This window comes from Streptococcus sp. KHUD_013, from assembly GCF_052588545.1.
In genome coordinates this window covers 564,110-585,821 of record NZ_CP186264.1, presented here as the reverse complement: position 1 = coordinate 585,821, position 21,712 = coordinate 564,110, and the positions used below count along the sequence as shown (strand labels likewise).

Here is a 21,712-nt window from a genome sequence, read left to right as displayed (position 1 = left end):
ATAAGATCTTTGCCTTTTTTATTCTTCTTCCACATCCAGTTTTTCTTTTAGCACTGGATTTGGGATTGGCTCGTAGGCCCGGATAATTTCTGCTACAACAGGATGGCGAACAACATCCTTAGCAGAGAAATGCACAAAGTCGATCTGAGAAATATTTTTTAATTTCTCCTGGGCATCAATCAAGCCGGATTTGACATTTCGAGGTAGGTCAATCTGGCTGGTGTCTCCATTGACAATCATCTTGGAGTTAAAACCAAGACGGGTCAAGAACATCTTCATCTGCATGATGGTTGTATTTTGCGCTTCATCGAGAATGACGAAAGCATCATCCAAGGTCCGACCCCGCATATAAGCTAAAGGAGCAATCTCAATAATCTCCCGTTCCATCATCCGAGTGGTCTGGTCCTTGCCCAAGATTTGGTAGAGGGCATCATAAACTGGACGTAGATAAGGGTCTACCTTTTCCTTGAGATCCCCTGGAAGGAAACCAAGGCTTTCTCCTGCTTCTACAGCTGGACGGGTTAAAATGATTCTCTTGACCTGACCACGCTTGAGGGCGGTCACGGCCAAGGTCACCGCTAGAAAGGTCTTACCAGTCCCCGCTGGTCCAATCCCGAAGGTGACATCATGGTGCTTGACACTATCCACATAGATCTTTTGACCCAGTGTTTTGACCCGAATGGGCTTGCCGTAGCTATCCTTGATGATTTCTTCTTCATACAAGGCAACAAACTTATCCAACTCATCATTACGGACCATTTGAATAGCGGTCACAACATCCGGCGTCCCAATGGTCATACCACGATTCACCAAGATCAGCAAAGCCTCAATAACTTGTCTAGCTTTTTCACAATCTTCTTCTTGACCGATGACCTGGACAATTTCTGTTCGGGCATGGATCACCACATCCAACTCTTGCTCCATCAAGCGCAAGTGACGTTCATTGGATCCAAATAAATGGAAGAGATCATCTGGATGACTTAATTGAATATCAATTGAATGTTCTTTCAAATAAAGAACCTCTCTATTTCTGTAAGTTTTCTCTATTATAACAAAGAGACCGAGAATTGACCATCCCCGGCCCACTTTGTTTTTCTTGTGCTTAATGACCTAGGTATTCTTCCCAAATTGCATCAAAATCTCCTAGATTAAAGGAGAAACTGGCATGCTCTTCCAGAAAGCGACTCACCTCATCAAAATCATCTGTATGCTTTGGAAAGGCTGTCTCATGAAAGGCCAGATCTGCCAGAAGGGCCTTGGGAGCATTGCTTTTGGGATTGCGCTCTGTCATCAGCCAAGTATAAAATGATTTTCGCATAGAACTCCCTTTATTTTAATTCTGTACCAAAGGCATCCTGTGTGATTTTCCCTGCTTTCATCAAGCCTCCCAGAGCTTTTTTGAACTGCCCTTTGGAAATGCCAAAGATTGCCTTAATTTCTTCTGGGGAGGACTTATCATTCAAGGTCATAAAGCCTCCATTGCTTTCTAAATATGCCAAAATCATCTGTGCATCATTTTCCAGCATTTCAAACGAGCGTGGCTTTAGTGACAAGTTCAAGGTCCGATCCACCTCTCGGAAACCAATAACCCGAGCATCTAGGACTTGTCCCAAACGAGGTTCAGCATAGCGCTCACTTGGATGGATAAAGCCCAGCATATTGTTCTCAGGTAGATAAACAAAAGTCCCTGAAAGCTTTAAGCGATAGACGATAGCCGGCCAGTTTTGGTTCTGCATGTTATTGTAGGCTGGACGGGCAATCCGTTGGAAGTCTTCTTGGTAAGCCAAGACACCCCAGATCCGGTCTTTTTTATCGACTTCCAGACGAACAAAGAGTTTATCACCTTTTTTCGGCCACAGATCCTTGATTTCTGGCAGGATATCAAGAGAGACGACGATCTCCTTGTCTGGTAAGCCCGTATCGACAAAAACACCCAGGTCCTTACGAACTTCTGTCACTGTCCCCCAGCCAAATTGGTCCTGACGTGCTGTGACTTCTAGAGTGGTCAAACGCAAACGTTGCTTCATATCAGTATAGGCAAAGCCTTTGACGGATTCTCCAAGAGCATGCTCTCCTTCAGCCTTATCTAAGGCATAGGTCTGCCCATCCTTTTGGACAAAGTAAAAGCGGTCATTCTCATCCGTAACAAGGCCCACGATATCATGTGCGAGATTGGTATTCATTTCTTCCTTCTTTCTGGCTAATGCTGATCAATAGCCCCTTAATGGAAATAAAACCCAGCCAGCAGTGCCAACTGAGTTCATTTCCTCTGTAAACTGCTGGAAATGTTTAGACTTCAAGCAATTCTTTTTCTTTGTGTGCTGTCATTTCATCGATATGTTTCACAGCATCATCTGTTACTTTTTGGATTTCTTTTTCGAGACCCTTCAATTCATCTTCAGTGATTTCTTTAGCTTTTTCTTGTTTCTTAGCTTCATCCATAGCATCACGACGGATGTTACGGATGGCTACTTTAGCATTTTCACCAACTTTTTTTACTTCTTTGGCCAAGTCACGACGAGTTTCTTCTGTCAAAGCTGGGATGACCAAGCGGATAACAGATCCATCGTTAGCCGGAGTAATACCAAGATCAGAAGCATTCAAAGCATGCTCGATGTCTTTCAATGAAGATTTGTCAAAAGGTGTAATCAACATCACACGAGCTTCTGGAATCGTGATAGATGCAATTTGATTCAATGGAGTATCAACTCCGTAATATTGAACATAGATACGGTCCAAGAGACTTGCGTTTGCACGACCTGCCCGGATACTTCCAAATTCACGTCCCAAACTTTGGTGAGACTGAGACATTCTTTCTTTAGCTTTTTCTACGATTGGATTTGCCATTTTATTCCTCTAACTTCCTTATTTTTCTACATTATTAGAAACGGTCGTACCAATATTTTCTCCAAAGACAACGCGTTTGATGTTACCTGGCTCATTCATGTTGAAAACGACTAAGTCAATATCATTGTCCATCGAGATGGTCGATGCTGTCGAATCCATGATACGAAGGCCTTTATTGATGACATCACGGTGAGTTAATTCTTCAAACTTCACAGCTGTCTTGTCTTTCTTTGGATCAGCATTATAAACGCCGTCAACACCATTCTTAGCCATCAAGATTGCGTCTGCTTCAATTTCAGCGGCACGAAGAGCAGCCGTTGTATCCGTTGAGAAGTATGGAGAACCAATGCCTGCACCAAAGATAACAATACGCTCTTTTTCCAAGTGACGAAGGGCGCGACCACGGATATAAGGCTCAGCGACTTGTTGCATGGCAATCGCTGTTTGGACACGCGTATCTACTCCAACCTGTTGAAGAGAATCCGCCATCACCAAGGCATTCATAACTGTTCCAAGCATTCCAGTGTAATCTGCTTGAACGCGATCCATACCTGCTTCCGCCGCAGGTTCTCCACGCCAGAGATTTCCTCCACCGATAACGAGAGCAATTTCAATTCCAAGGTCATGAACTTCTTTGATTTCAAGGGCCATCTTTTGAACCGTTTTGATATCAATTCCGACACCCCGTTCACCGGCTAACGCTTCACCTGATAACTTAATTAAAATACGTTTATACTTAGGTTCTACCATTTTGTCACTCCTTTTATGATCTGTATTATTTTACCACAAAAAGCGTTTTTTATATAGTGATATCTATCAAAAAAATTCTATCTTGTCGTCTTAAAATCGATTATTTTACCTCATACTTTTCTATTGACCATTTCTGAGTGTGCCAGCTCGTATGGATAGGTGATTCCCCCAAAAGTAGAACTTCCTTTCCACATTCCAAATTAATGAAGTTGTATAACTTTCTTGCCTATCAAAAAGAGCCTCTTGAAACAAACAGGTTGTAGCTTTTAACCTGTTTAGAACTTGAGGCTCCTATTATAAAAATCTCATTGTGATAACTGAAGTGATTGACTGGTCTAAAAAAGGGGATGCATCATCCCCTTTTTCAAGGCCATAAAACCTTTTCTAGTCATCGAGTAGACCTTGCTATTTGGAATTCAGCAAAATCAATCTTTCACCAAAGAGAGAAGAATTATTTTTCGTCTTCTTTTTTTCGACGACCAAATGCCACGAATCCTACAAGGCCTGCAACTAGTCCGAGTACAGTTGATCCTACAGATGTAGTTTCACCAGTATTTGGAAGTTGTCCTTTACCTGGTGTTGGATTCACTGGTTTACCTGGTGTTGGATCCACCGGTTTACCTGGTGTTGGATCCACTGGTTTACCTGGTGTTGGATCCACCGGTTTACCTGGTGTTGGGTCCACTGGTTTACCTGGTGTTGGGTCCACTGGTTTATCTGGTGTTGGATTCACTGGTTTATCTGGAGTTGGCTCTACAGGCTTATCTGGAGTTGGCTCTACAGGCTTGTCTGGAGTTGGTTCTACAGGCTTGTCTGGAGTTGGCTCTACAGGCTTGTCTGGAGTTGGCTCTACAGGCTTGTCTGGTGACTTCACAAGTTTGTAAATGTAAGTAACATTCTTATCGCCTTCAATCACTTTACCTGTTGTAGGGTCGCTAGACTTGAGGTGACCTTGGTCATCCACTTCACCAACAGTGTAGTTACCTGCTGGAACCAATTCATAAGTCTTACCATCTTTTTCGATGGTTTGTGGACGGTTATCTACGACTGTGTTGTAATCCTTATCAACCGGTTGATTTTCTTCATCCGTTACAGAAGGCTTCAACTCATTTCCTTCTGTATCCTTATAGTGAACATAGACGTTACCCTTCACTTCTTTATAAACGTAAGTGATGGTTGATTTTGGTTTGTCAACTTTACCTTTAACTGGATCAGATGATTCCAAGTGTCCATCTTCGTCAACTTTACCTACTGGGTAGTCACCTTTTGGTACGATCTTATAGGTCTTACCATCTGGTGTCTTGATAGTATTCGGTTTTTCACCTTCCTCAGTAGTGTTATATGGTGTGTCATACGGTGAGTTTGGTGTATCTTGACGAGGTTTTTCGATTTCCTTACCATTTTCATCTACGTAAGTGATGATGACTTCACCCTTCTTAGGCTCAGCTGGGGTTTCCTTCAGTTTGTATACATAAGTGACATTCTTATCACCTTCGATCACTTTACCAGTTGTTGGGTCTGTTGACTTCAAGTGACCTTGGTCATCCACTTCACCTACTGTGTAGTTACCTGCTGGAACCAATTCATAGGTCTTGCCTTCGAATTCAATCTCTTGTGGACGGTTGTCTACAACTGTGTCGTAGTCCTTGTCCACTGGTTGAGCATCTTCGTCAGTCACATCTGACTTGATGGTCTTACCTTCTGTATCTACATAGTGTACGTAGACGTTACCCTTAGGCTCAGCTGGGGTTTCCTTCACTTCTTTATAAACGTAAGTGATGATTGACTTAGGTTTGTCAACTTTACCTTTAATTGGATCAGATGTTTCCAAGTGTCCATCTTCGTCAACTTTACCTACTGGGTAGTCACCTTTTGGTACGATCTTATAGGTCTTACCATCTGGTGTCTTGATAGTATTCGGTTTTTCACCTTCCTCAGTGGTGTTATATGGTGTGTCATATGGTGAGTTTGGTGTATCTTGACGAGGTTTTTCGATTTCCTTACCATTTTCGTCTATGTAAGTGATGATAACTTCACCCTTCTTCGGCTCAGCTGGAGTTTCCTTCAGTTTGTATACATAGGTGACGTTCTTATCTTGTTCAGCTACTTTACCAGTTGTGTCATCTGATGATGTAAGGTGGCCTTGGTCATCAACTTCACCAACTGTGTAGTTACCCGCTGGTACCAATACATAAGTCTTACCGTCTTTTTCGATTTCTTCTGGACGGTTGTCTACTACTGTGTCGTAAGCTGAATCAACTGGTTCTTTATCCATATCAGTTACAGAAGTTTTAAGCTCATTTCCTTCTGTATCTTTATAGTGTACATAGACACTACCTTTTGGTTGAGCTGGCTCTTCTTTAAGCTTGTAGATATAAGTAACATTCTTATCTTGTTCAGCTACTTTACCAGTTGTTGGATCTGATGATGTAAGGTGGCCTTGATCATCAACTTCACCAACTGTGTAGTTACCCGCTGGTACCAATACATAAGTCTTACCGTCTTTTTCGATTTCTTCTGGACGGTTGTCTACTACTGTGTCGTAAGCTGAATCAACTGGTTCTTTATCCATATCAGTTACAGAAGTTTTAAGCTCATTTCCTTCTGTATCTTTATAGTGTACATAGACACTACCTTTTGGTTGAGCTGGCTCTTCTTTAAGCTTGTAGATATAAGTAACATTCTTATCTTGTTCAGCTACTTTACCAGTTGTTGGATCTGATGATGTAAGGTGGCCTTGATCATCAACTTCACCAACTGTGTAGTTACCCGCTGGTACCAATACATAAGTCTTACCGTCTTTTTCGATTTCTTCTGGACGGTTGTCTACTACTGTGTCGTAAGCTGAATCAACTGGTTCTTTATCCATATCCGTTACAGAAGTTTTAAGCTCATTGCCTTCCGTATCTTTATAGTGTACATAGACACTACCTTTTGGTTGAGCTGGCTCTTCTTTAAGCTTGTAGATATAAGTAACATTCTTATCTTGTTCAGCTACTTTACCAGTTGTGTCATCTGATGATGTAAGGTGGCCTTGGTCATCAACTTCACCAACTGTGTAGTTACCTGCTGGTACCAATTCATAGGTCTTGCCATCTTTTTCTATTGTTTGTGGGCGGTTGTCTACTACTGTGTCATAGTGTTTGTTGATTGGCTGTTGATCTTCGTCAGTTACAGAATTTTTAAGGGTTGTTCCTTCAGTATCTTTATAGTGAACGAAGACATTTCCTTTTTCATCTGTTTTACGGTAGTAGTGAGTGACATCCGTAGAAATTTCTTTAATGGATGGAAGAGAATAGTTATTAAAGAATGATGGATATCCAGACGCTTTATCTCCTGGTGTGTTCCCACCAATGATATTGGAAGTATTGTTTCGAACGGGATCGACATCTGCTGAAAACTGTGGTGAATCTGTAAAGGCATCCCCAGTGGCCTTGTTGAACCAACCACTCAAGCGCACATTCCCATTTCCACCATCAGTATAGGTTTCCACCTTAAGATGGTATTGCCCATCCTTACTATCAACAAATCCAACTGAGTGAGTTGCATCTTTTGTTCCAGCAGGTGTTGGCTTACCTCCTGGTTTAACAGGATCTGAGGTATACAATAGTGTATAGTTGGTTAAGTCAAGCGTATTTACATCTGTAGATGGATTATACGATGCCACTTTTGATGGGTCTAAAGCGTACAATTTGACAACTGATGTACCGTCTTTATCGACTTGCTCTACAATCCGTTTGACATAGTAGTGAGCACGTCCACCTTGGAGTTCTAGGTATTTAGCTCCGACACCACCTAGAGAACCTGCCATATCCTTTTCAGCATCCGTACGTACGAACTCGTAGCCTTCAAATGAACGCGGATTAGATGCCTTGTAGTCTTGGCTTTCAATACCTGTCTGGCTGTAGGAAGCTAATTCTTTATTCGTACCTTCTACTTTATAGTGGGTAGTATGGGTTACTTTTTCAATTGGGATAACTGTTTGAACATTTGGTTTTGTTTCTCCAACATTTCCTGGTTTAACCGTATCACGAATTTGAAGAATGTGGTGTTTATATTTATCATCAGAAGTTGGACCAGCTTCACGGTTATTGGTCCAAGTTCCTAGGATTTGCGAAGATTCCCCAGTAGTATAATCAAATTGAGGGGCATAAGTAGGATTTTCTTTCACCAAGGTGCTAAATTGGAACGTTGAATTGGCAGTCATATCCAATGTTTCCACTTCTTTACCCGTCGCTTTTTCTACTAAACGAGCATGAACGGTTGGCGTCTGTGTCGTTCCTACAGTAGAGCGATCTACTGAGAAGGTTACATAATAGCCACCATTGTTATAGGTAACACCACCTTGATTAGCTGCACCTTGCCAGTTTTGAAGATCCCAAATAGAATAAGTATAGCGATCTGCATTTGGATCTAATTGATAATTTGCATTGTTCCATGCTGGATCCTCAATTGAAGCTCCATTTGGTTCATCCATTATTGGAGAAACAGATGGTGCTGTCAGAGTAGTTGAAGTTGAAAGAGCATCCAACTGAGCAGAAACTGCTGGTGCGCCATTAACAATTGTATTTCCTTTGAAACCTGCCGCCTTCAGGGTTACCAGCATGTTATCTACTGACTTGTTCAAGCGTGATCGTTGCTCAGCATATGATGGAGCATTTTCACCAGAATTAGTTGATGCTTCTTTTGCTGGCAATTCAGCTTGAACTTTAGCAACAGCCTCTTTGATAGCAGCTTTCTGCTCTTCATTTTGATGGGTTGAAGCATATTTTTCTGCTATTTGATTCAATAAAGCTGCTTCAGAAGCATTTTGTTCCAAGATTGCTTTATCATCCAATGCTACAGCACTTTCGACCACTTCAGATGAACTTGCTACTGAAGGTTTTGTTTCTGTAGCAGGTTCATTTTGAGGGGCTGAGACTTCTTTAGAAGCTGCTTCAGTTAATGAAGCTGCTTCAGTTGAAACGGATGGAGCACTCACTGCTGTAGAGGAAGAAACTACTTCGTTTCCTACTTCATCCGCAAACGTAGTATTTGCAACTGTAGTAGCACTTAGAACTGCTGCTGCCACTACGATCCCTTTTAAGAGGGGACGGCTCTTAGCAGAAACAGCATCTTCACGAACCTCAGCAACAACAGTCTCTTCGACCTGACCTCGGATCACTTTGAGCAAACCAAAGTTTGAAGTGGCTGCACGCAACCAGTTCTTACCTGACTTGATTAACTTGAAACGAGTCACTCGATCAGTTTCACGGAATTCTCCGTTTGAACGTTTAAAAATCATTTGATTCTCCTTTTTTTAGTTTTTCAACTATATTATACCCTTTTCCTGTACTTGATATGTACCCTCTTTACTGGACACCCAGTAAGGAGGGTATTTTCATGCGTTACAGTCATGAGTATAAGTTAGAGTGTATTGAGCTATATAGAAAAGGAATATGGCCTGAAACACCAGAAGGAATAAAAACATCAAACTTTCATCTAATGGTTCGATACTGGGCTCGTATCGAAGAAGAAAATGGACCAGATGCATTAAAGCACTTAGGTAATAACAAAGTGTGGACCCCTGAAGCGAAATATGAATTAGTTGCTAAAGTATTAGCAGGACAATCCAACAAGTCAGTTGCTGTTTCTGCAGGTATAAATAATGGAATGCTATATACCTGGGTTCGCAAATACAAAGAATTAGGTTACAATGGTCTTGTGAATAAAAAGAAAGGTCGCAAGAGTAAGAACCCTGTTATGAAAAAGAAAACGATTAAGCCCAAACCTTTAACTGAATCAGAACGTGAAGAGTTAATCAGACTAAGAGAAGAAATTGCGGCAATGAAAGCGGAGATTGAAGTAGTAAAAAAAAGGATCGCCTTGAGGCAAGAAAGATGGGCTGCGCAACTCAAGGCGAAAAAGCAGCAATCATCAAAGCGCTCAGAGAAGAAGGATACCAATTAAAGCACCTACTAAAAGGTTTAAATATGCCTAAATCAACTTACTACTACGAAATCAGTAAAGTTGATACTGTAGACTTTAGAAATATTAAGCTCACTGAAGAAATCAAGAAAATATTTAGCCAGCATAAAGGTAGATATGGTGTGAGAAGAGTGTATAGAGAGCTCTTAAGACGTGGAAATTCTGTCAATCATAAAAGAGTACAACGTATCATGCATTCACTTGGATTGCAAGGCAAAAGACCTAAAGAAAAGTATCACTCATTCAAGGGTGAAGTAGGTAAAGTAGCACCAAACATAATAGATAGAGACTTTACAGCAACAGCACCACTTCAGAAGTGGACAACTGATGTATCTCAGTTTAACTTTTCATGGGGAAAGTGTTACCTTTCTCCGATAATTGATATGTACACAAATGAAGTTATTTCATATGACTTGTCGATGAGTCCAAACCTAAATCAAATCAAGAGAATGCTAGAGATGGCGTTTAAAAAGTTCAAATCACTTACAGGATTAATATTTCATTCAGATCAAGGATGGCAATATCAACACAACTACTATCGTCAGGAACTAAAAAACAGGGGAATTATCCAATCAATGTCTAGACGTGGCAATTGTATAGATAATTGCATTATGGAAACATTCTTTGGACGTCTAAAGAATGAAATGTACTACAGCTACGAGAAAGAATATGAATCATTTGAGAGCTTTTCAAAAGCACTAGATGAATACATAAGTTATTACAACAATGAAAGAATACAAGGAAAAACAAAATGGATGCCACCTGTAATGTACAGGATAGCATCCATGTGTTCCACTTAGTTCATAACATGTGTCCAGGATTCTGGGTACATATCAACTTATGCAAGCGTTTTAATATCTATTGAATTTATCATCAAGGTAGAACCTTCTAAATCATTCAAACAAAGAAAAAAAGCTACCCGAAGGTAGCTTTGATTTCTAATTAAAGTGAGTTAACATCCACTTTGATACCAGGACCTTGAGTTGTAGTCAAAGTCAAGCTAGTTACGTAAGTACCTTTAGCTGTAGCTGGTTTTGCTTTTTGGATAACATCGTTGAAAGCTTTGAAGTTTTCAACCAATTTATCAGCGTCAAATGACACTTTACCGATGATGGCTTGAACGATACCTGCACGGTCTGCACGGTAAGTGATTTTACCACCTTTAGACTCTTCAACTGCTTTTGCAACATCCATTGTTACAGTACCAGTTTTAGGGTTTGGCATCAAGTTACGTGGTCCAAGGACACGTCCAAGACGTCCAACAAGAGCCATCATGTCAGGTGTAGCGATAACTACGTCGAAGTCCAACCAACCGTCGTTGATTTTCGCAACAAGGTCATCTTCACCTACGAAGTCTGCACCAGCTGCTTTTGCTTCTTCAGCTTTTGCACCACGTGCAAATACAAGAACGCGAGCAGTTTTACCAGTTCCGTTTGGCAATACCATTGCACCACGGATTTGTTGGTCAGCTTTTTTCACGTCGATGTTCAAGTTGTAAGCAACTTCTACAGTTGCGTCAAATTTTGCAAAGTTAGTTTCTTTTGCAAGAGCTACAGCTTCTTCTACGCTGTATGCTTTTGTGCTGTCGATTTTTTCAAGTGCAGCACGAAGTTGTTTGCTTTTTTTAGCCATTTTATCTTTCTCCTTGTAATGTGGTCATATCGATTTTCATCTCCCACGTCACTCGTCTCATGATCAAGTGTATTGCGGGCAAATAGGATTGTTACAATTAGTCAGTAACAGTGAATCCCATAGAACGAGCAGTACCTTCGATCATACGCATTGCAGACTCAATGTTTGCAGCGTTCAAATCTGGCATCTTAGTTTCAGCAATTTCTTGTACTTGTGCACGAGTAACTGTTGCAACTTTCGTTTTGTTAGGTGTACCTGATCCTTTTTCAACACCTGCAGCTTTTTTCAAAAGAACAGCAGCTGGTGGTGTTTTTGTAACGAAATCAAATGATTTATCTTCATAAACAGTGATCACAACTGGGATAATCATACCAGCTTGGTCAGCTGTACGAGCGTTAAACTCTTTAGTGAATCCCATGATGTTGATACCTGCTTGACCAAGTGCTGGTCCAACCGGTGGAGCTGGAGTAGCTTTACCAGCAGGGATTTGCAATTTTACAAGTTTTTCGACTTTTTTAGCCATTTCTTAAATCCTCCTTTGTGGTTTTGGCGGTAATTACAGATTTTTACCTCCCACAAGTATGCTCTGCGCATACCTTTCTATTATACACTATTTTCTTCCGAATGCAAGAAAAAATTTCATTTCCATCACACTTTTTTTACTTTTGTGATAAAATGGAGGTATGTTAATAAAAGTTGCTTCCCTTGTATTTATTTTTTTGACCCTGATTCTCAGTGGGATTATTATTCGAGTCTTTAAACTGCGTCGATATGGTTGGAATTTTGCCGACCTGGCTTTTCCTCTTTTTGCGCTAGAATACTATTTAATTTCAGATGCGGCTTACTATCATAATTTGTTGCCACAATTGTTATTGGCCTTGTCCCTTTTAGCTATTGGCTTAACCATTTATTTTTTGAAAAAGAGACGTAGTTTTTACTATCCGAAATTTTTTAAGTACTTTTGGCGAGCAGGCTTTCTCATTACCTTCTTCCTTTACCTCATTATGACGATCAGTCTCTTCATCTGATCTATAGCAACAATAAAACGGTATGAACTAACATCATAGTTCATACCGTTTTTCTATTTGTTTCTGGACTTATGCAGATGGGTCACCAAGGTATAGACAAGACGATTCATCAACCATAAGACTCCTTCCATGACTAGTCCTAGGACAAGGGTCAAGATCCAGTCAGTCAGATGAAGATGGCTGAGATTAAAAATGGAAGAAAACACAAAGACCGACAGACAAAATCCAGCTACATTCAGAAGGATGATGCCCAATTTTACATGATTAAAGGGAAGGCTGAGTTGGTATACTTTTGTAAAGCCAATCAATGCCAGCAAGTAGATAGAGATGGTCGAAATTTCTCCCTGACTTAATGCAAGGAAAGGACCCAGAACCACAAGGAAAAGGACTGATATGAGATTGGTCAAGGCAGCTGGAAGAGCTTGCTCTATCACGGTTTCAATAAAGTCTCCTTCTATCCGGGCACGATTCTTCTCCAAGGCCAGCAAGAAACCGGGGATTCCAATGGTAAATCCACTGATCAAGGACATCTGAGAAGCCTGGATGGGATAGGTGAAACTAAAGAGAATGGCCAAAATAGCCAATAAAATTGAAAAGATATTCTTGACCAAAAAGAGACTCGCCGAACGTTGAATATTGTTGACCACTCGGCGACCTTCATCCACAATAGATGGCATGTGAGAAAAGTCCGAATCTAAAAGCACAACCTGGGCCACCTTTTTGGTTGCATCATGTCCCGTATTCATGGCAATACTACAATCAGCCTTTTTCATAGCGAGGATATCATTGACCCCATCTCCTGTCATGCCAACCTTATGACCATCCGCCTGCAAGCTCTCTACGAGAATTTGTTTTTGTTCTGGACTAACTCGTCCAAAGACGGTGTAGGTCCTGGCTGCCTCTACCACCTCCTCACGCGTCTTGAGCTGACTCGCATCTACGACCCGATCCGCATCTGGAATACCTGCTTTTTGAGCAACGGCAGCAACTGTAACAGGATGATCCCCTGAAATAACCTTGATGGTCACCCCTTGTTTTTGGAAATAGGCAAAGGTCTCAGGAGCAGTCGACCGTACAGGATTCTCCAAGACTATGGCTAGAAGGGGAAGGACTGGAGCTTCTAATACTTCCGTCAACTGCTCCCCCTGGTAACACCCCAAAATGAGGACACGCGCTCCTCGTTCAATCTCTCGCTGCCACATTTCTTGATAAGCATGGAGATCATCTCTGAGCAAGACATCCGGTGCCCCTAATAGGTATATCCCTTCTTGGAACTGAAGTCCCCCGAATTTCTTCTTAGATGAAAAAGGAAGGCGGTCTTGAACGGGCCATACTTGGGCGGGTTGGACGGAGTGAGACTTGCGAATGGCCGTAATGGTATCATTCTGATCTTCACTTGCCTGAAGATAGTGACTTAATATTTCTTTGCCTTCTTTTTCAGCTAGCGCCAAAGGGAGGAACTCACTCACCTGCATCCTGTGTTCGGTAATGGTCCCCGTCTTGTCTAGACAGAGGACGTCGATACGGGATAGGGTTTCAATCCCCTTCATACTATTGAGCAGGACCTTTTGAAGTGCTAAACGGGTTGCTCCTAGCACCAAGGCCAAAGTCATTAAGAGGTATAGTCCTTCTGGAATCATCCCAATAATGGCACCTACCATAGAGGTGATGCTAACTTTGAGGGATTCTTGATTTCCTAGATAACTCTGCAAGAACAAGAGCAAGCCAATCGGGATGAGAATCATTCCGATCATTCGGACAAGGCCGTCCACTGCATGAACCATTTCAGATTCTTCGTGTCCCTTGACTTTTTTTGCGGAGAGACTCAGCTGATTAATATAAGACGCATCTCCTACTTGTTCCAAGACGGCAACTGCCTGGCCTGAAATGACAAAACTTCCTGACATGAGTTTCTGATTCTCACCTTTAGGGATTTCATCTGCTTCACCTGTTAATTGAGACTCATCGACCATGATCGAACCGTCTAGAACTTTGGCATCTGCATAGATCTGATCCCCTGTTTGGAACAAGACGACATCCCCCTCTACCACCTGGTCGACAGGAAGGTCCAGTCGTTCTCCCTCACGAATCACTCGAGCTTTCTCCACTTGAAGAAGGCGCATCTTATTCAAAATCCGACGGGACCGCAATTCTTGAACAATCCCGATCAAGGAGTTGACGACGACAATAGGAACAAATAACATATTGTTCCAAGACCGTACTAATACCAATAAGATAGCTAAAATACCAAAGACTAGGTTGAAATAAGTAAAGACATTTGAATAAACAATCTCTCTCGTCGACTTTTCAGCCGTGATGGTTACTCGATTTTGTTTGCCTTGTCTGATTCGGCTTTGGACTTGCTCATTCGTTAGCCCGCTATATCTCTTCTCTTCCATATATACTTCTTTCTTTTATCTATATCCAGTTTAACAAAAAGGCTGTCTTCTTGCTTGGGACTAGAGACCGAAGATTTTTTATACCTACTCGTGGAGTTCCAGAGGCAAGCCATCTGGATCAAAGAAGAAGGCCATTTTGCGCCCATCAAAATCATCCACTCGTAGCTCTGTATGGGGGATTCCTAATTGGTCAAACTCTACTAAACAGGCTTGAACATCTTCTACTCGAAAAGCCAGATGACGAAGACCTGTATGCTCTGGATGAGGGAGAAAGGGTCTCTTTGGGGCATCTGGTTTGATAAATATTTCCAAGGTCAGATTTCCCTTTCGAATATTAAAAAGAATATCCTGCTTTTCTGGCCGATGATGTTCGTCTAAAGGTTCAAAGCCTAATTTATCTACATAAAATTCTCTGGTTTTGTCATAATCGTGTCCAATAATGGCAATATGGTGAATGGTATCGAGACGCATCTGCTATCCTTTCCTTTTTATCGTAAAGAAAACCTGCCCCTTGTACAGGCAGGTTTTTGCTATTGTCAAATATCTCATTCCTTCTTCGTTTAAAGAAAGATTAATTGGTCTGCAAGACCTTTCTTGGCTTGGTTCCTTCAGCTGGTCCGATGACACCTGCTGCTTCCAAGTCTTCCATGAGGCGAGTCGCCCGATTAAAGCCAACTGATAAGCGACGCTGAATCATCGACGCACTGGCTTTTTGAGTTTCAACCACGAGCGCCTTGGCCTCTTCAAAGAGAGGATCGCCTTCATCAGAGCCACCCATACCACCATCAAAGTCCGACTCGGAGACTTCGCCTGGATCAAAGGCATCATCATAATCGGCTTCTGCCTGCTCTTTAACAAAGTTCACAATCCGCTCCACATCGTCATCTGAGATAAAGGACCCTTGTAGACGAATCGGATGATTTTCATCGATCGGTTTAAAGAGCATGTCCCCACGACCGAGCAATTTCTCCGCCCCATTTTCATCCAAGATGGTCCGTGAGTCGGTCCCAGATGATACCGCAAAAGCGACACGGGAAGGTACATTGGCCTTGATCAAACCTGAAATAACATCAACCGATGGCCGTTGAGTCGCAAGGATCATGTGGATCCCTGCCGCACGCGCCTTCTGTCCAAGACGAATAATAGCATCTTCCACTTCTTTACTTGCCACCATCATCAAGTCTGCCAACTCATCGACAATGACCACAATCAATGGAAGTGGTACTTGCTTCATCTCAGACTGGGCATTGTACTCCGCAACCTTGGCATTAAAGCCAGCTATATTCCGAGCACCCACTTTCGAGAAGAGCTCATAGCGATTTTCCATCTCATCAACAACCTTTTGTAGGGCTCGACTGGCCTTGCGTGGGTTGGTCACAACTGGAATCAAGAGGTGAGGAATATCATTGTAAACAGAAAGTTCCACCATCTTTGGATCGACCATCATAAATTTGACTTCGTCCGGACGGGCCTTCATCAAAATACTCGAAATGATCCCATTGACCGCAACCGACTTACCAGATCCGGTCGAACCCGCGACCAAGAGATGGGGCATCCGGGCCAAATCAAAGGTCCGAGCTGAACCATCTACAGCCTTCCCAAGTGGAATCTCAAGGAGTTTAGCTGGGTCTGTCTTGGATTGCTCCCACAATTCACGGAAGGAAACTGTCGCAATCTCTGAGTTGGGAACTTCAATCCCGACCAGAGACTTCCCTGGAATCGGTGCTTCGATCCGCACATCCTTGGCTGCTAGGGCCAAGGCCAAATCATCTGCTAGGTTAGAGATGCGGTTGACCCGCACACCGACAGCAGGTTTGACTTCATATTTAGTGACAGATGGACCGATTTCCGCCCGCTCCACTGTCGCCTTGATGTTAAAGCTTGCAAAAGTTTCTTCCAGAATGCGGATATTCTGACGAACGATGTTTTTCTCTTTGGATTGATTTTTAGGCTTGTCAGGGGCGAAGAGATCAATGGTTGGAAGTTTGTACTGAAGGAGTTCCTTAGGCGTGAAATCCACAGTGACTTCTTCATCCATATCCTCCTCAGTAAGTTCTTCTATCTCCTCTGGATCGTCTTCTGGCCAGTCTTCCGAATAGCCTTCTTCTTCATTTGGTAGATAGATCTGAGGATAGGCCTCCTCAGCAGGCACTTCTGCTTCGATCTCAGGTTCAATAACCTCACCTGTCTCAAGATCTACAGGATAGCCTTCCGTGCTCATGGGACTAGCTTCTGCAAGTTGCTCGATGCGGGCAGCCTCCTCTGCTTCTGCTTGAAGAGCCTTCTTTTTTTCACGCTCGGCAAAGCGCTCCTGGCGACGAACTTCCCGTTTTTCCATAAAGGAGTGAAAAGCTGCGACAGCTTGCTCATACACGTCATAAACCGAATAAGAACTCATCAAGAGAAGCCCTAATAGGATCAAGAGTCCTCCGATAAAGTAAGTCCCAATGTTAGAGAGCAAGAAAGCAACCGGCGTGTACAAGATTGCACCAAGCAAACCTCCTCCCGCAAAAGAGGAGACACGAAGATGCACGAGGTCTCCTAAGATACGTGATAAGGTTGGTCCCACAGAAGAACCTTCCAGTTTCAAAAGGGAGACAAAGTAAGCTTGATACATGAGTAGTAAGCCTGCAAAAAGACTTAAAAAGCCCGACAAGGTTCCCTCATGCTTCTCAATCCATTTGAAAAAGAAGAGGTAGAAAATAACAGCTGTCATTGCCACATAAGCCAGACTACCTACCAAGAGCCGGATAAGGTTGTAAGTCACTATGCCTAAGGCTCCTAATCGTAAAAAGGCGAAAATGAAGACGAGAGTTAAGACAATCGTCATGATCATTCGACGAATTGCTTTTTTTCTTTCTATTTCTGCTTTAGACAGTCGTCTCGTCGACCGTGTTTTTTTTGATTGATTATTGTTTGCCATAACCTTTATTATACCACATTTCTAGACTAGTTCTCTAGTAAAATCCTTTTCTGCGATTTACGAAAACAACAAGAAAACAGTACCACTCAGATACTGTTACTTATAGATTTTTCTTGGGATGGCGGTCGATGATGGCTTGATGCTCTTCCAAGGCTTGCTTTCCTTTCTCCGTCAACTGATAGCCCCGAACCGAGAACTGTTGTGCTAGCTCTTCCTCTGTAAAGTGATTCGCCAAAGCTTGGTTCAAATCGGATGCTTTCATCTTGGACAAGCCAGCGACTCCTTTCTTTTTGAGAATGGCTTTTTTCATGGTCGCATTGATGTGGTCCAGCGAATCAAAAGCGGATTCGATACAAGCATACCCCTTATCTACCAAAACTTTCACATGTTCCGGCGCATGAATCCCATAGGTGTATTCAAAGTACTTAGGAAACCAAGTCTCTGTCGTAAACATTCCAAAGTTGATCCGCCACAAGAGAATGATATCCCCCTCAAGTAAGCTGTCTTGGAGGAGCTCCATCTTTCTCTTCGAAACGGGCTTAGGATCCACCAACCAAGCTCCCAAATTCCTATCAGGCGAAATATAGGGTTCCACCTCATGATCTACATAATATATCTGAAATAGTAGGCATCTGTTTCTCCATTTTGATCATCTCTCTCTTGAACTAATTAAAACTTCATTTGAAAACATACTGTTATGTAGGGTGATTCCTATTTCGATTGGAGAGGACACAGATGATTGACCTCGTTCTCCAAGTATTGTTTAGCCTTTCGAACGATATAGAGCGACTCATCTTCTGAAATCAACTTACGAAAAAGCTCCTTCGCTCTATGCTTATCTCTTTTAAGAGTGGCATTCAAGGCTTGGTAGTAGATAATTTCCAACTGCTGGTACTTGAAGTCATTGCTTAAGCCTTCGAAATAATCATTACTTTGATGCGCAATGGTTAAATCATAAAGAGCGAGACAGACTTTTTTCGTTTTCTCAGCTAGTGTGGGCTCTGTGATGGTCAATTCATTCAACTGAGCCTCTAACTCTTTTCTGGACAAATCAGGATCTGTCAGCACAATCGAACGAATAAGATAACTTTCAAAAAAGTTCTTATATTTCTGCGGTAATTCCCTCTGACTGATTGCTTCTCTAGCTTCCTTGATGACAATATCAAAATCTCCCATCATAAAAGAATAGGCGACCGATGTCAGCTTAATATCAATCTGTAAAATGGGCTTTTTCACATTCTTGTTCAACTGAAGGTATTGCTGCCAAAAAGCTAAATCTAAGTCTACATGCAGCAAGGTGTTGCACTTGTTGGTATAGCTCTTCTTGAGCCATTGGATGAATAAAAACAAGCCTGCAAGGACCAAAAAGAGGGCAGTAGTCTGAAGAAGAGTATCTCTGACCACTAACCCAATGCAAATAATGAGAAGCATTGCCAAAAGGCCAGCAGATCTAGTATAGAGTCTATAGTTTTTGCGTAGAGTTTTATACTCCAATTTGTAACCTCCCATTCATGATACGGTTTTTGAGGGAATTCGTTCATTTTCCAACAAAACGACTTACCTCCCATCATACCTCATTTTTCATAGGCCCGCAAGCTGAATATCGCCTCATCCAAAGGATAGATTTGAATCAAATGGAAAATTAAGGTACAATAGAGGGTAGACTAATGTGTTGAAAGGATTAATATGAAAAAATTAATTGCCCTACTTGTATTTTCCGGTTTAGCTTTGGCAGGATGTGGCTCTAATCAATCAGATACAAAGACATCCTCTAGCTCGGCTTCAGAAACTAAGCAATCAACTACTTCTAGCGTAGATGCTAGTGAACAAAAGAAATTAGATCAGCTTCGTAAGGATATCCAAGATGCGATGACCAATGAAAATGCGGTCTTTCCTCAGCTCTCCAACGAAGTTGCTGAAGATGAAGCTGTCGTGAAAATCACGACCAACAAAGGGGACATTACCGTTAAGCTCTTTCCGAAATACGCACCTTTAGCCGTTGAGAATTTCTTAACCCACGCTAAGGATGGCTATTATAATGGCCTCCTCTTCCACCGCGTGATTAATAACTTTATGATCCAAACAGGAGATCCTAAAGGAGATGGTACAGGTGGTGAGTCCATTTGGAAAGGAAAAGATAGCTCTAAAGATTCAGGAGCAGGCTTTGAAAATGAATACTCTCCTTACCTCTACAATCTTCGTGGTGCTTTAGCCATGGCCAATTCCGGTCCAAATACAAATGGTAGCCAATTCTATATTAACCAAAATAAAGAAGACTGGTCCAGCAAGCTTCCAACTGAGCGCTTCCCTGCTAAAATCATCGAAGCCTATAAGAATGGTGGAAACCCTACCCTTGATGGTGGGAACTACACTGTCTTTGGACAAGTCATCGACGGCATGGATGTAGTCGACAAAATTGCCGAAGTTGAAACGGACGACAAAGACAAACCAAAAGAAGATGTCAAAATTGAAAAAATGGAAATCGTAAAAGACTACGATTTCAAGAAATAAACAAAAGAGAACCTCGCGGTTCTCTTTTTGTGTTTACGTCAATTCATTAAAGTCCCAGATTTGGTCCATCCAGCCTTCATAGAAGTCTGGCTCGTGGCAAACCATGAGGATCGATCCCTTGTACTCTTTCAGAGCCCGTTTCAATTCTTCTTTGGCATCCACATCCAAGTGGTTGGTCGGCTCGTCTAGTACCAAGACATTGTTTTCACGGTTCATCAAGAGACAGAAACGTACCTTGGCTTGCTCTCCACCGGATAACACCTGGATTTGGCTCTCGATGTGTTTAGTGGTCAAACCACAGCGAGCAAGGGCTGCACGGACTTCTGCTTGATTGAGAGCTGGAAAGGCATTCCAGACTGCTTCTAGCGGTGTCTGACGATTGCCTCCTTCGACCTCTTGCTCGAAATAGCCAAGCTCAAGATAATCCCCGCGCTCGACTTCACCAGCAATTGGAGGGATAATTCCTAAAAGACTCTTCAAAAGAGTAGTTTTCCCGATCCCATTAGCTCCGATAATGGCTACCTTCTGATTGCGCTCGAAGGTCAAGTTCAAAGGCTTGGTCAAGGGACGATCATAGCCAATTTGGAGATCCTTGGCCTGGAAGATAAAGCGTCCAGGTGTGCGGGCATTTTTAAATTCAAAGGAAGGTTTTGGTTTCTCACTTTGCAACTCAATGAGTTCCATCTTGTCCAGCTTCTTCTGACGAGACATAGCCATATTCCGTGTCGCCACACGTGCCTTATTGCGAGCTACGAAATCTTTCAAATCAGCAATCTCTTTTTGTTGCCGCTCATAAGCCGCTTCCAATTGCGATTTCTTCATTTCATAGACTTCGAGGAATTGGTAGTAGTCTCCGGAATAGCGGGTCAACTGCTGATTTTCCACATGGTAGACGATGTTGATCACATCATTCAAGAAAGGAATATCGTGGGAAATAAGGACAAAGGCATTTTCATAGTTCTGCAAGTAGCGTTTGAGCCAATCGATGTGCTCCGCATCCAAGTAGTTGGTCGGCTCGTCCAAGAGAAGGATATCTGGTTTTTCAAGGAGCAATTTAGCCAAAAGGACCTTGGTCCGCTGCCCACCTGAAAGGGCCGTCACATCGGTCTCCATGCCAAAGTCCATGACCCCAAGAGCACGCGCCACTTCATCAATCTTGGCATCCAAAGTATAGAAATCCCGACTCTCTAACCGATCCTGGAGCTCTCCGACTTCTTCCATGAGAGCATCCATATCCGCTCCATCCTCAGCCATTTCCATATAGAGGTCATTGATGCGAGCCTCTGCTTTAAAGAGTTCATCAAAGGCTGTCCGCAAGACATCGCGCACCGTTTGCCCTTCTTTTAGGACAGCATGCTGGTCAAGATAGCCAGCGGTCACATACTTAGACCACTCAACCTTCCCTTCGTCGGGTTGCATCTTGCCGGTCACGATGCTCATGAAGGTGGATTTTCCTTCACCATTGGCTCCAACCAAACCGATATGCTCTCCCTTTAACAAGCGGAAGGACACATCCTCAAAAATAGCCCGGTCTCCAAATCCGTGGCTTAAATTTTTCACCTCTAAAATACTCATGATTGACTCTCTTTCATTGATTTCACTCGTATGATTATATCATCTTCAAGACAGAATTAAAAGGGAGTCCAACTCCCTTT

18 protein-coding genes are annotated in these 21,712 nt (G+C 42.4%); 4 read left to right on the top strand and 14 right to left on the bottom strand.

Annotated elements, in window-relative coordinates:
* Window positions 1-18 precede the first annotated feature (18 nt).
* The 6 genes from ACOXXR_RS02655 to ACOXXR_RS02630 form a co-directional block, all read right to left on the bottom strand.
* Window positions 19-1,011, bottom strand: coding sequence for a PhoH family protein (locus ACOXXR_RS02655; RefSeq protein ID WP_023023985.1), 993 nt, complete (start codon window positions 1,009-1,011; stop codon window positions 19-21).
* Window positions 1,012-1,102: 91 nt separating this feature from the next.
* Window positions 1,103-1,318, bottom strand: coding sequence for a YozE family protein (locus ACOXXR_RS02650; protein WP_023023987.1), 216 nt, complete (start codon window positions 1,316-1,318; stop codon window positions 1,103-1,105).
* Between the two features lie 10 nt (window positions 1,319-1,328).
* Window positions 1,329-2,183 carry an RNA-binding virulence regulatory protein CvfB gene (gene cvfB / locus ACOXXR_RS02645; protein WP_023023990.1) on the bottom strand — a complete coding sequence of 285 codons (855 nt, stop codon included), beginning with the start codon at window positions 2,181-2,183 and terminating at the stop codon, window positions 1,329-1,331.
* Between the two features lie 106 nt (window positions 2,184-2,289).
* A complete protein-coding gene (gene frr, locus ACOXXR_RS02640; RefSeq protein ID WP_006595853.1) occupies window positions 2,290-2,847 on the bottom strand; it encodes a ribosome recycling factor in 558 nt (185 codons plus the stop codon).
* A gap of 18 nt (window positions 2,848-2,865) precedes the next feature.
* Window positions 2,866-3,597 carry a UMP kinase gene (pyrH, locus tag ACOXXR_RS02635; protein ID WP_006595852.1) on the bottom strand — a complete coding sequence of 244 codons (732 nt, stop codon included), beginning with the start codon at window positions 3,595-3,597 and terminating at the stop codon, window positions 2,866-2,868.
* A gap of 451 nt (window positions 3,598-4,048) precedes the next feature.
* Window positions 4,049-8,881, bottom strand: coding sequence for an accessory Sec-dependent serine-rich glycoprotein adhesin (locus ACOXXR_RS02630; RefSeq protein WP_445278672.1), 4,833 nt, complete (start codon window positions 8,879-8,881; stop codon window positions 4,049-4,051).
* Window positions 8,882-8,979: 98 nt separating this feature from the next.
* Between ACOXXR_RS02630 and ACOXXR_RS02625 the strand changes: the two genes are divergently transcribed.
* Window positions 8,980-9,546, top strand: a complete 567-nt coding sequence (locus ACOXXR_RS02625; RefSeq protein WP_023023319.1) for a helix-turn-helix domain-containing protein — start codon at window positions 8,980-8,982, stop codon at window positions 9,544-9,546.
* Window positions 9,477-10,364 carry an IS3 family transposase gene (locus ACOXXR_RS02620; protein ID WP_081697786.1) on the top strand — a complete coding sequence of 296 codons (888 nt, stop codon included), beginning with the start codon at window positions 9,477-9,479 and terminating at the stop codon, window positions 10,362-10,364. Before ACOXXR_RS02625 ends, ACOXXR_RS02620 begins: the two co-directional genes overlap by 70 nt.
* A 142-nt stretch (window positions 10,365-10,506) precedes the next feature.
* Here ACOXXR_RS02620 and rplA read toward each other — a convergent pair whose 3' ends face one another.
* Window positions 10,507-11,196: a 50S ribosomal protein L1 gene (gene rplA / locus ACOXXR_RS02615; RefSeq protein WP_006595851.1), complete on the bottom strand. Its 690-nt coding sequence runs from the start codon at window positions 11,194-11,196 to the stop codon at window positions 10,507-10,509.
* Window positions 11,197-11,293: 97 nt separating this feature from the next.
* Window positions 11,294-11,719, bottom strand: a complete 426-nt coding sequence (rplK, locus tag ACOXXR_RS02610) for a 50S ribosomal protein L11 (protein WP_006595850.1) — start codon at window positions 11,717-11,719, stop codon at window positions 11,294-11,296.
* A gap of 160 nt (window positions 11,720-11,879) precedes the next feature.
* Here rplK and ACOXXR_RS02605 point away from each other — a divergent pair, with 160 nt between their 5' ends.
* Window positions 11,880-12,224 (top strand): DUF3397 family protein, encoded by a 345-nt coding sequence (locus ACOXXR_RS02605; protein ID WP_006595849.1) that lies wholly within the window; start codon window positions 11,880-11,882, stop codon window positions 12,222-12,224.
* Window positions 12,225-12,277: 53 nt separating this feature from the next.
* Here the strand turns inward: ACOXXR_RS02605 and ACOXXR_RS02600 are convergent, their stop codons facing one another.
* From ACOXXR_RS02600 to ACOXXR_RS02580, 5 genes are all read right to left on the bottom strand, one after another.
* Window positions 12,278-14,623 carry an HAD-IC family P-type ATPase gene (locus ACOXXR_RS02600; RefSeq protein WP_445278671.1) on the bottom strand — a complete coding sequence of 782 codons (2,346 nt, stop codon included), beginning with the start codon at window positions 14,621-14,623 and terminating at the stop codon, window positions 12,278-12,280.
* A gap of 84 nt (window positions 14,624-14,707) precedes the next feature.
* The gene (gene gloA2 / locus ACOXXR_RS02595) at window positions 14,708-15,094 is read right to left on the bottom strand and encodes an SMU1112c/YaeR family gloxylase I-like metalloprotein (RefSeq protein WP_445278670.1); all 387 of its coding nucleotides are present in this window, start codon (window positions 15,092-15,094) and stop codon (window positions 14,708-14,710) included.
* 100 nt (window positions 15,095-15,194) lie between these two features.
* Window positions 15,195-17,546, bottom strand: coding sequence for a DNA translocase FtsK (locus ACOXXR_RS02590; protein ID WP_445278669.1), 2,352 nt, complete (start codon window positions 17,544-17,546; stop codon window positions 15,195-15,197).
* A 100-nt stretch (window positions 17,547-17,646) separates the two neighbouring features.
* Entirely contained in the window at window positions 17,647-18,162 is a 516-nt protein-coding gene (locus ACOXXR_RS02585; protein WP_373689712.1) for a hypothetical protein, read from the bottom strand.
* A gap of 95 nt (window positions 18,163-18,257) precedes the next feature.
* Window positions 18,258-19,040: a hypothetical protein gene (locus ACOXXR_RS02580; RefSeq protein WP_206135106.1), complete on the bottom strand. Its 783-nt coding sequence runs from the start codon at window positions 19,038-19,040 to the stop codon at window positions 18,258-18,260.
* Window positions 19,041-19,232: 192 nt separating this feature from the next.
* Between ACOXXR_RS02580 and ACOXXR_RS02575 the strand changes: the two genes are divergently transcribed.
* On the top strand, window positions 19,233-20,057 hold the full coding sequence (locus tag ACOXXR_RS02575) for a peptidylprolyl isomerase (protein WP_126404655.1): 825 nt from the start codon (window positions 19,233-19,235) through the stop codon (window positions 20,055-20,057).
* A gap of 33 nt (window positions 20,058-20,090) precedes the next feature.
* On the opposite strand, the gene ACOXXR_RS02570 is transcribed toward ACOXXR_RS02575, so the two are convergent.
* A complete protein-coding gene (locus tag ACOXXR_RS02570; RefSeq protein WP_120701720.1) occupies window positions 20,091-21,632 on the bottom strand; it encodes an ABC-F family ATP-binding cassette domain-containing protein in 1,542 nt (513 codons plus the stop codon).
* Window positions 21,633-21,712 lie beyond the last annotated feature (80 nt).

Excerpts from the sequence above, each read along its gene's own strand:
- ACOXXR_RS02590 (WP_445278669.1), bottom strand. The coding sequence starts at position 17,546 with ATGGCAAACAATAATCAATCAAAAAAAACACGGTCGACGAGACGACTG.
- ACOXXR_RS02600 (WP_445278671.1), bottom strand. The coding sequence starts at position 14,623 with ATGGAAGAGAAGAGATATAGCGGGCTAACGAATGAGCAAGTCCAAAGC.
- cvfB (WP_023023990.1), bottom strand. The coding sequence starts at position 2,183 with ATGAATACCAATCTCGCACATGATATCGTGGGCCTTGTTACGGATGAG.
- pyrH (WP_006595852.1), bottom strand. The coding sequence starts at position 3,597 with ATGGTAGAACCTAAGTATAAACGTATTTTAATTAAGTTATCAGGTGAA.
- gloA2 (WP_445278670.1), bottom strand. The coding sequence starts at position 15,094 with ATGCGTCTCGATACCATTCACCATATTGCCATTATTGGACACGATTAT.
- ACOXXR_RS02620 (WP_081697786.1), top strand. The coding sequence starts at position 9,477 with ATGGGCTGCGCAACTCAAGGCGAAAAAGCAGCAATCATCAAAGCGCTC.
- ACOXXR_RS02630 (WP_445278672.1), bottom strand. The coding sequence starts at position 8,881 with ATGATTTTTAAACGTTCAAACGGAGAATTCCGTGAAACTGATCGAGTG.
- ACOXXR_RS02625 (WP_023023319.1), top strand. The coding sequence starts at position 8,980 with ATGCGTTACAGTCATGAGTATAAGTTAGAGTGTATTGAGCTATATAGA.
- frr (WP_006595853.1), bottom strand. The coding sequence starts at position 2,847 with ATGGCAAATCCAATCGTAGAAAAAGCTAAAGAAAGAATGTCTCAGTCT.
- rplA (WP_006595851.1), bottom strand. The coding sequence starts at position 11,196 with ATGGCTAAAAAAAGCAAACAACTTCGTGCTGCACTTGAAAAAATCGAC.
- ACOXXR_RS02650 (WP_023023987.1), bottom strand. The coding sequence starts at position 1,318 with ATGCGAAAATCATTTTATACTTGGCTGATGACAGAGCGCAATCCCAAA.
- ACOXXR_RS02605 (WP_006595849.1), top strand. The coding sequence starts at position 11,880 with ATGTTAATAAAAGTTGCTTCCCTTGTATTTATTTTTTTGACCCTGATT.
- ACOXXR_RS02575 (WP_126404655.1), top strand. The coding sequence starts at position 19,233 with ATGAAAAAATTAATTGCCCTACTTGTATTTTCCGGTTTAGCTTTGGCA.
- rplK (WP_006595850.1), bottom strand. The coding sequence starts at position 11,719 with ATGGCTAAAAAAGTCGAAAAACTTGTAAAATTGCAAATCCCTGCTGGT.
- ACOXXR_RS02570 (WP_120701720.1), bottom strand. The coding sequence starts at position 21,632 with ATGAGTATTTTAGAGGTGAAAAATTTAAGCCACGGATTTGGAGACCGG.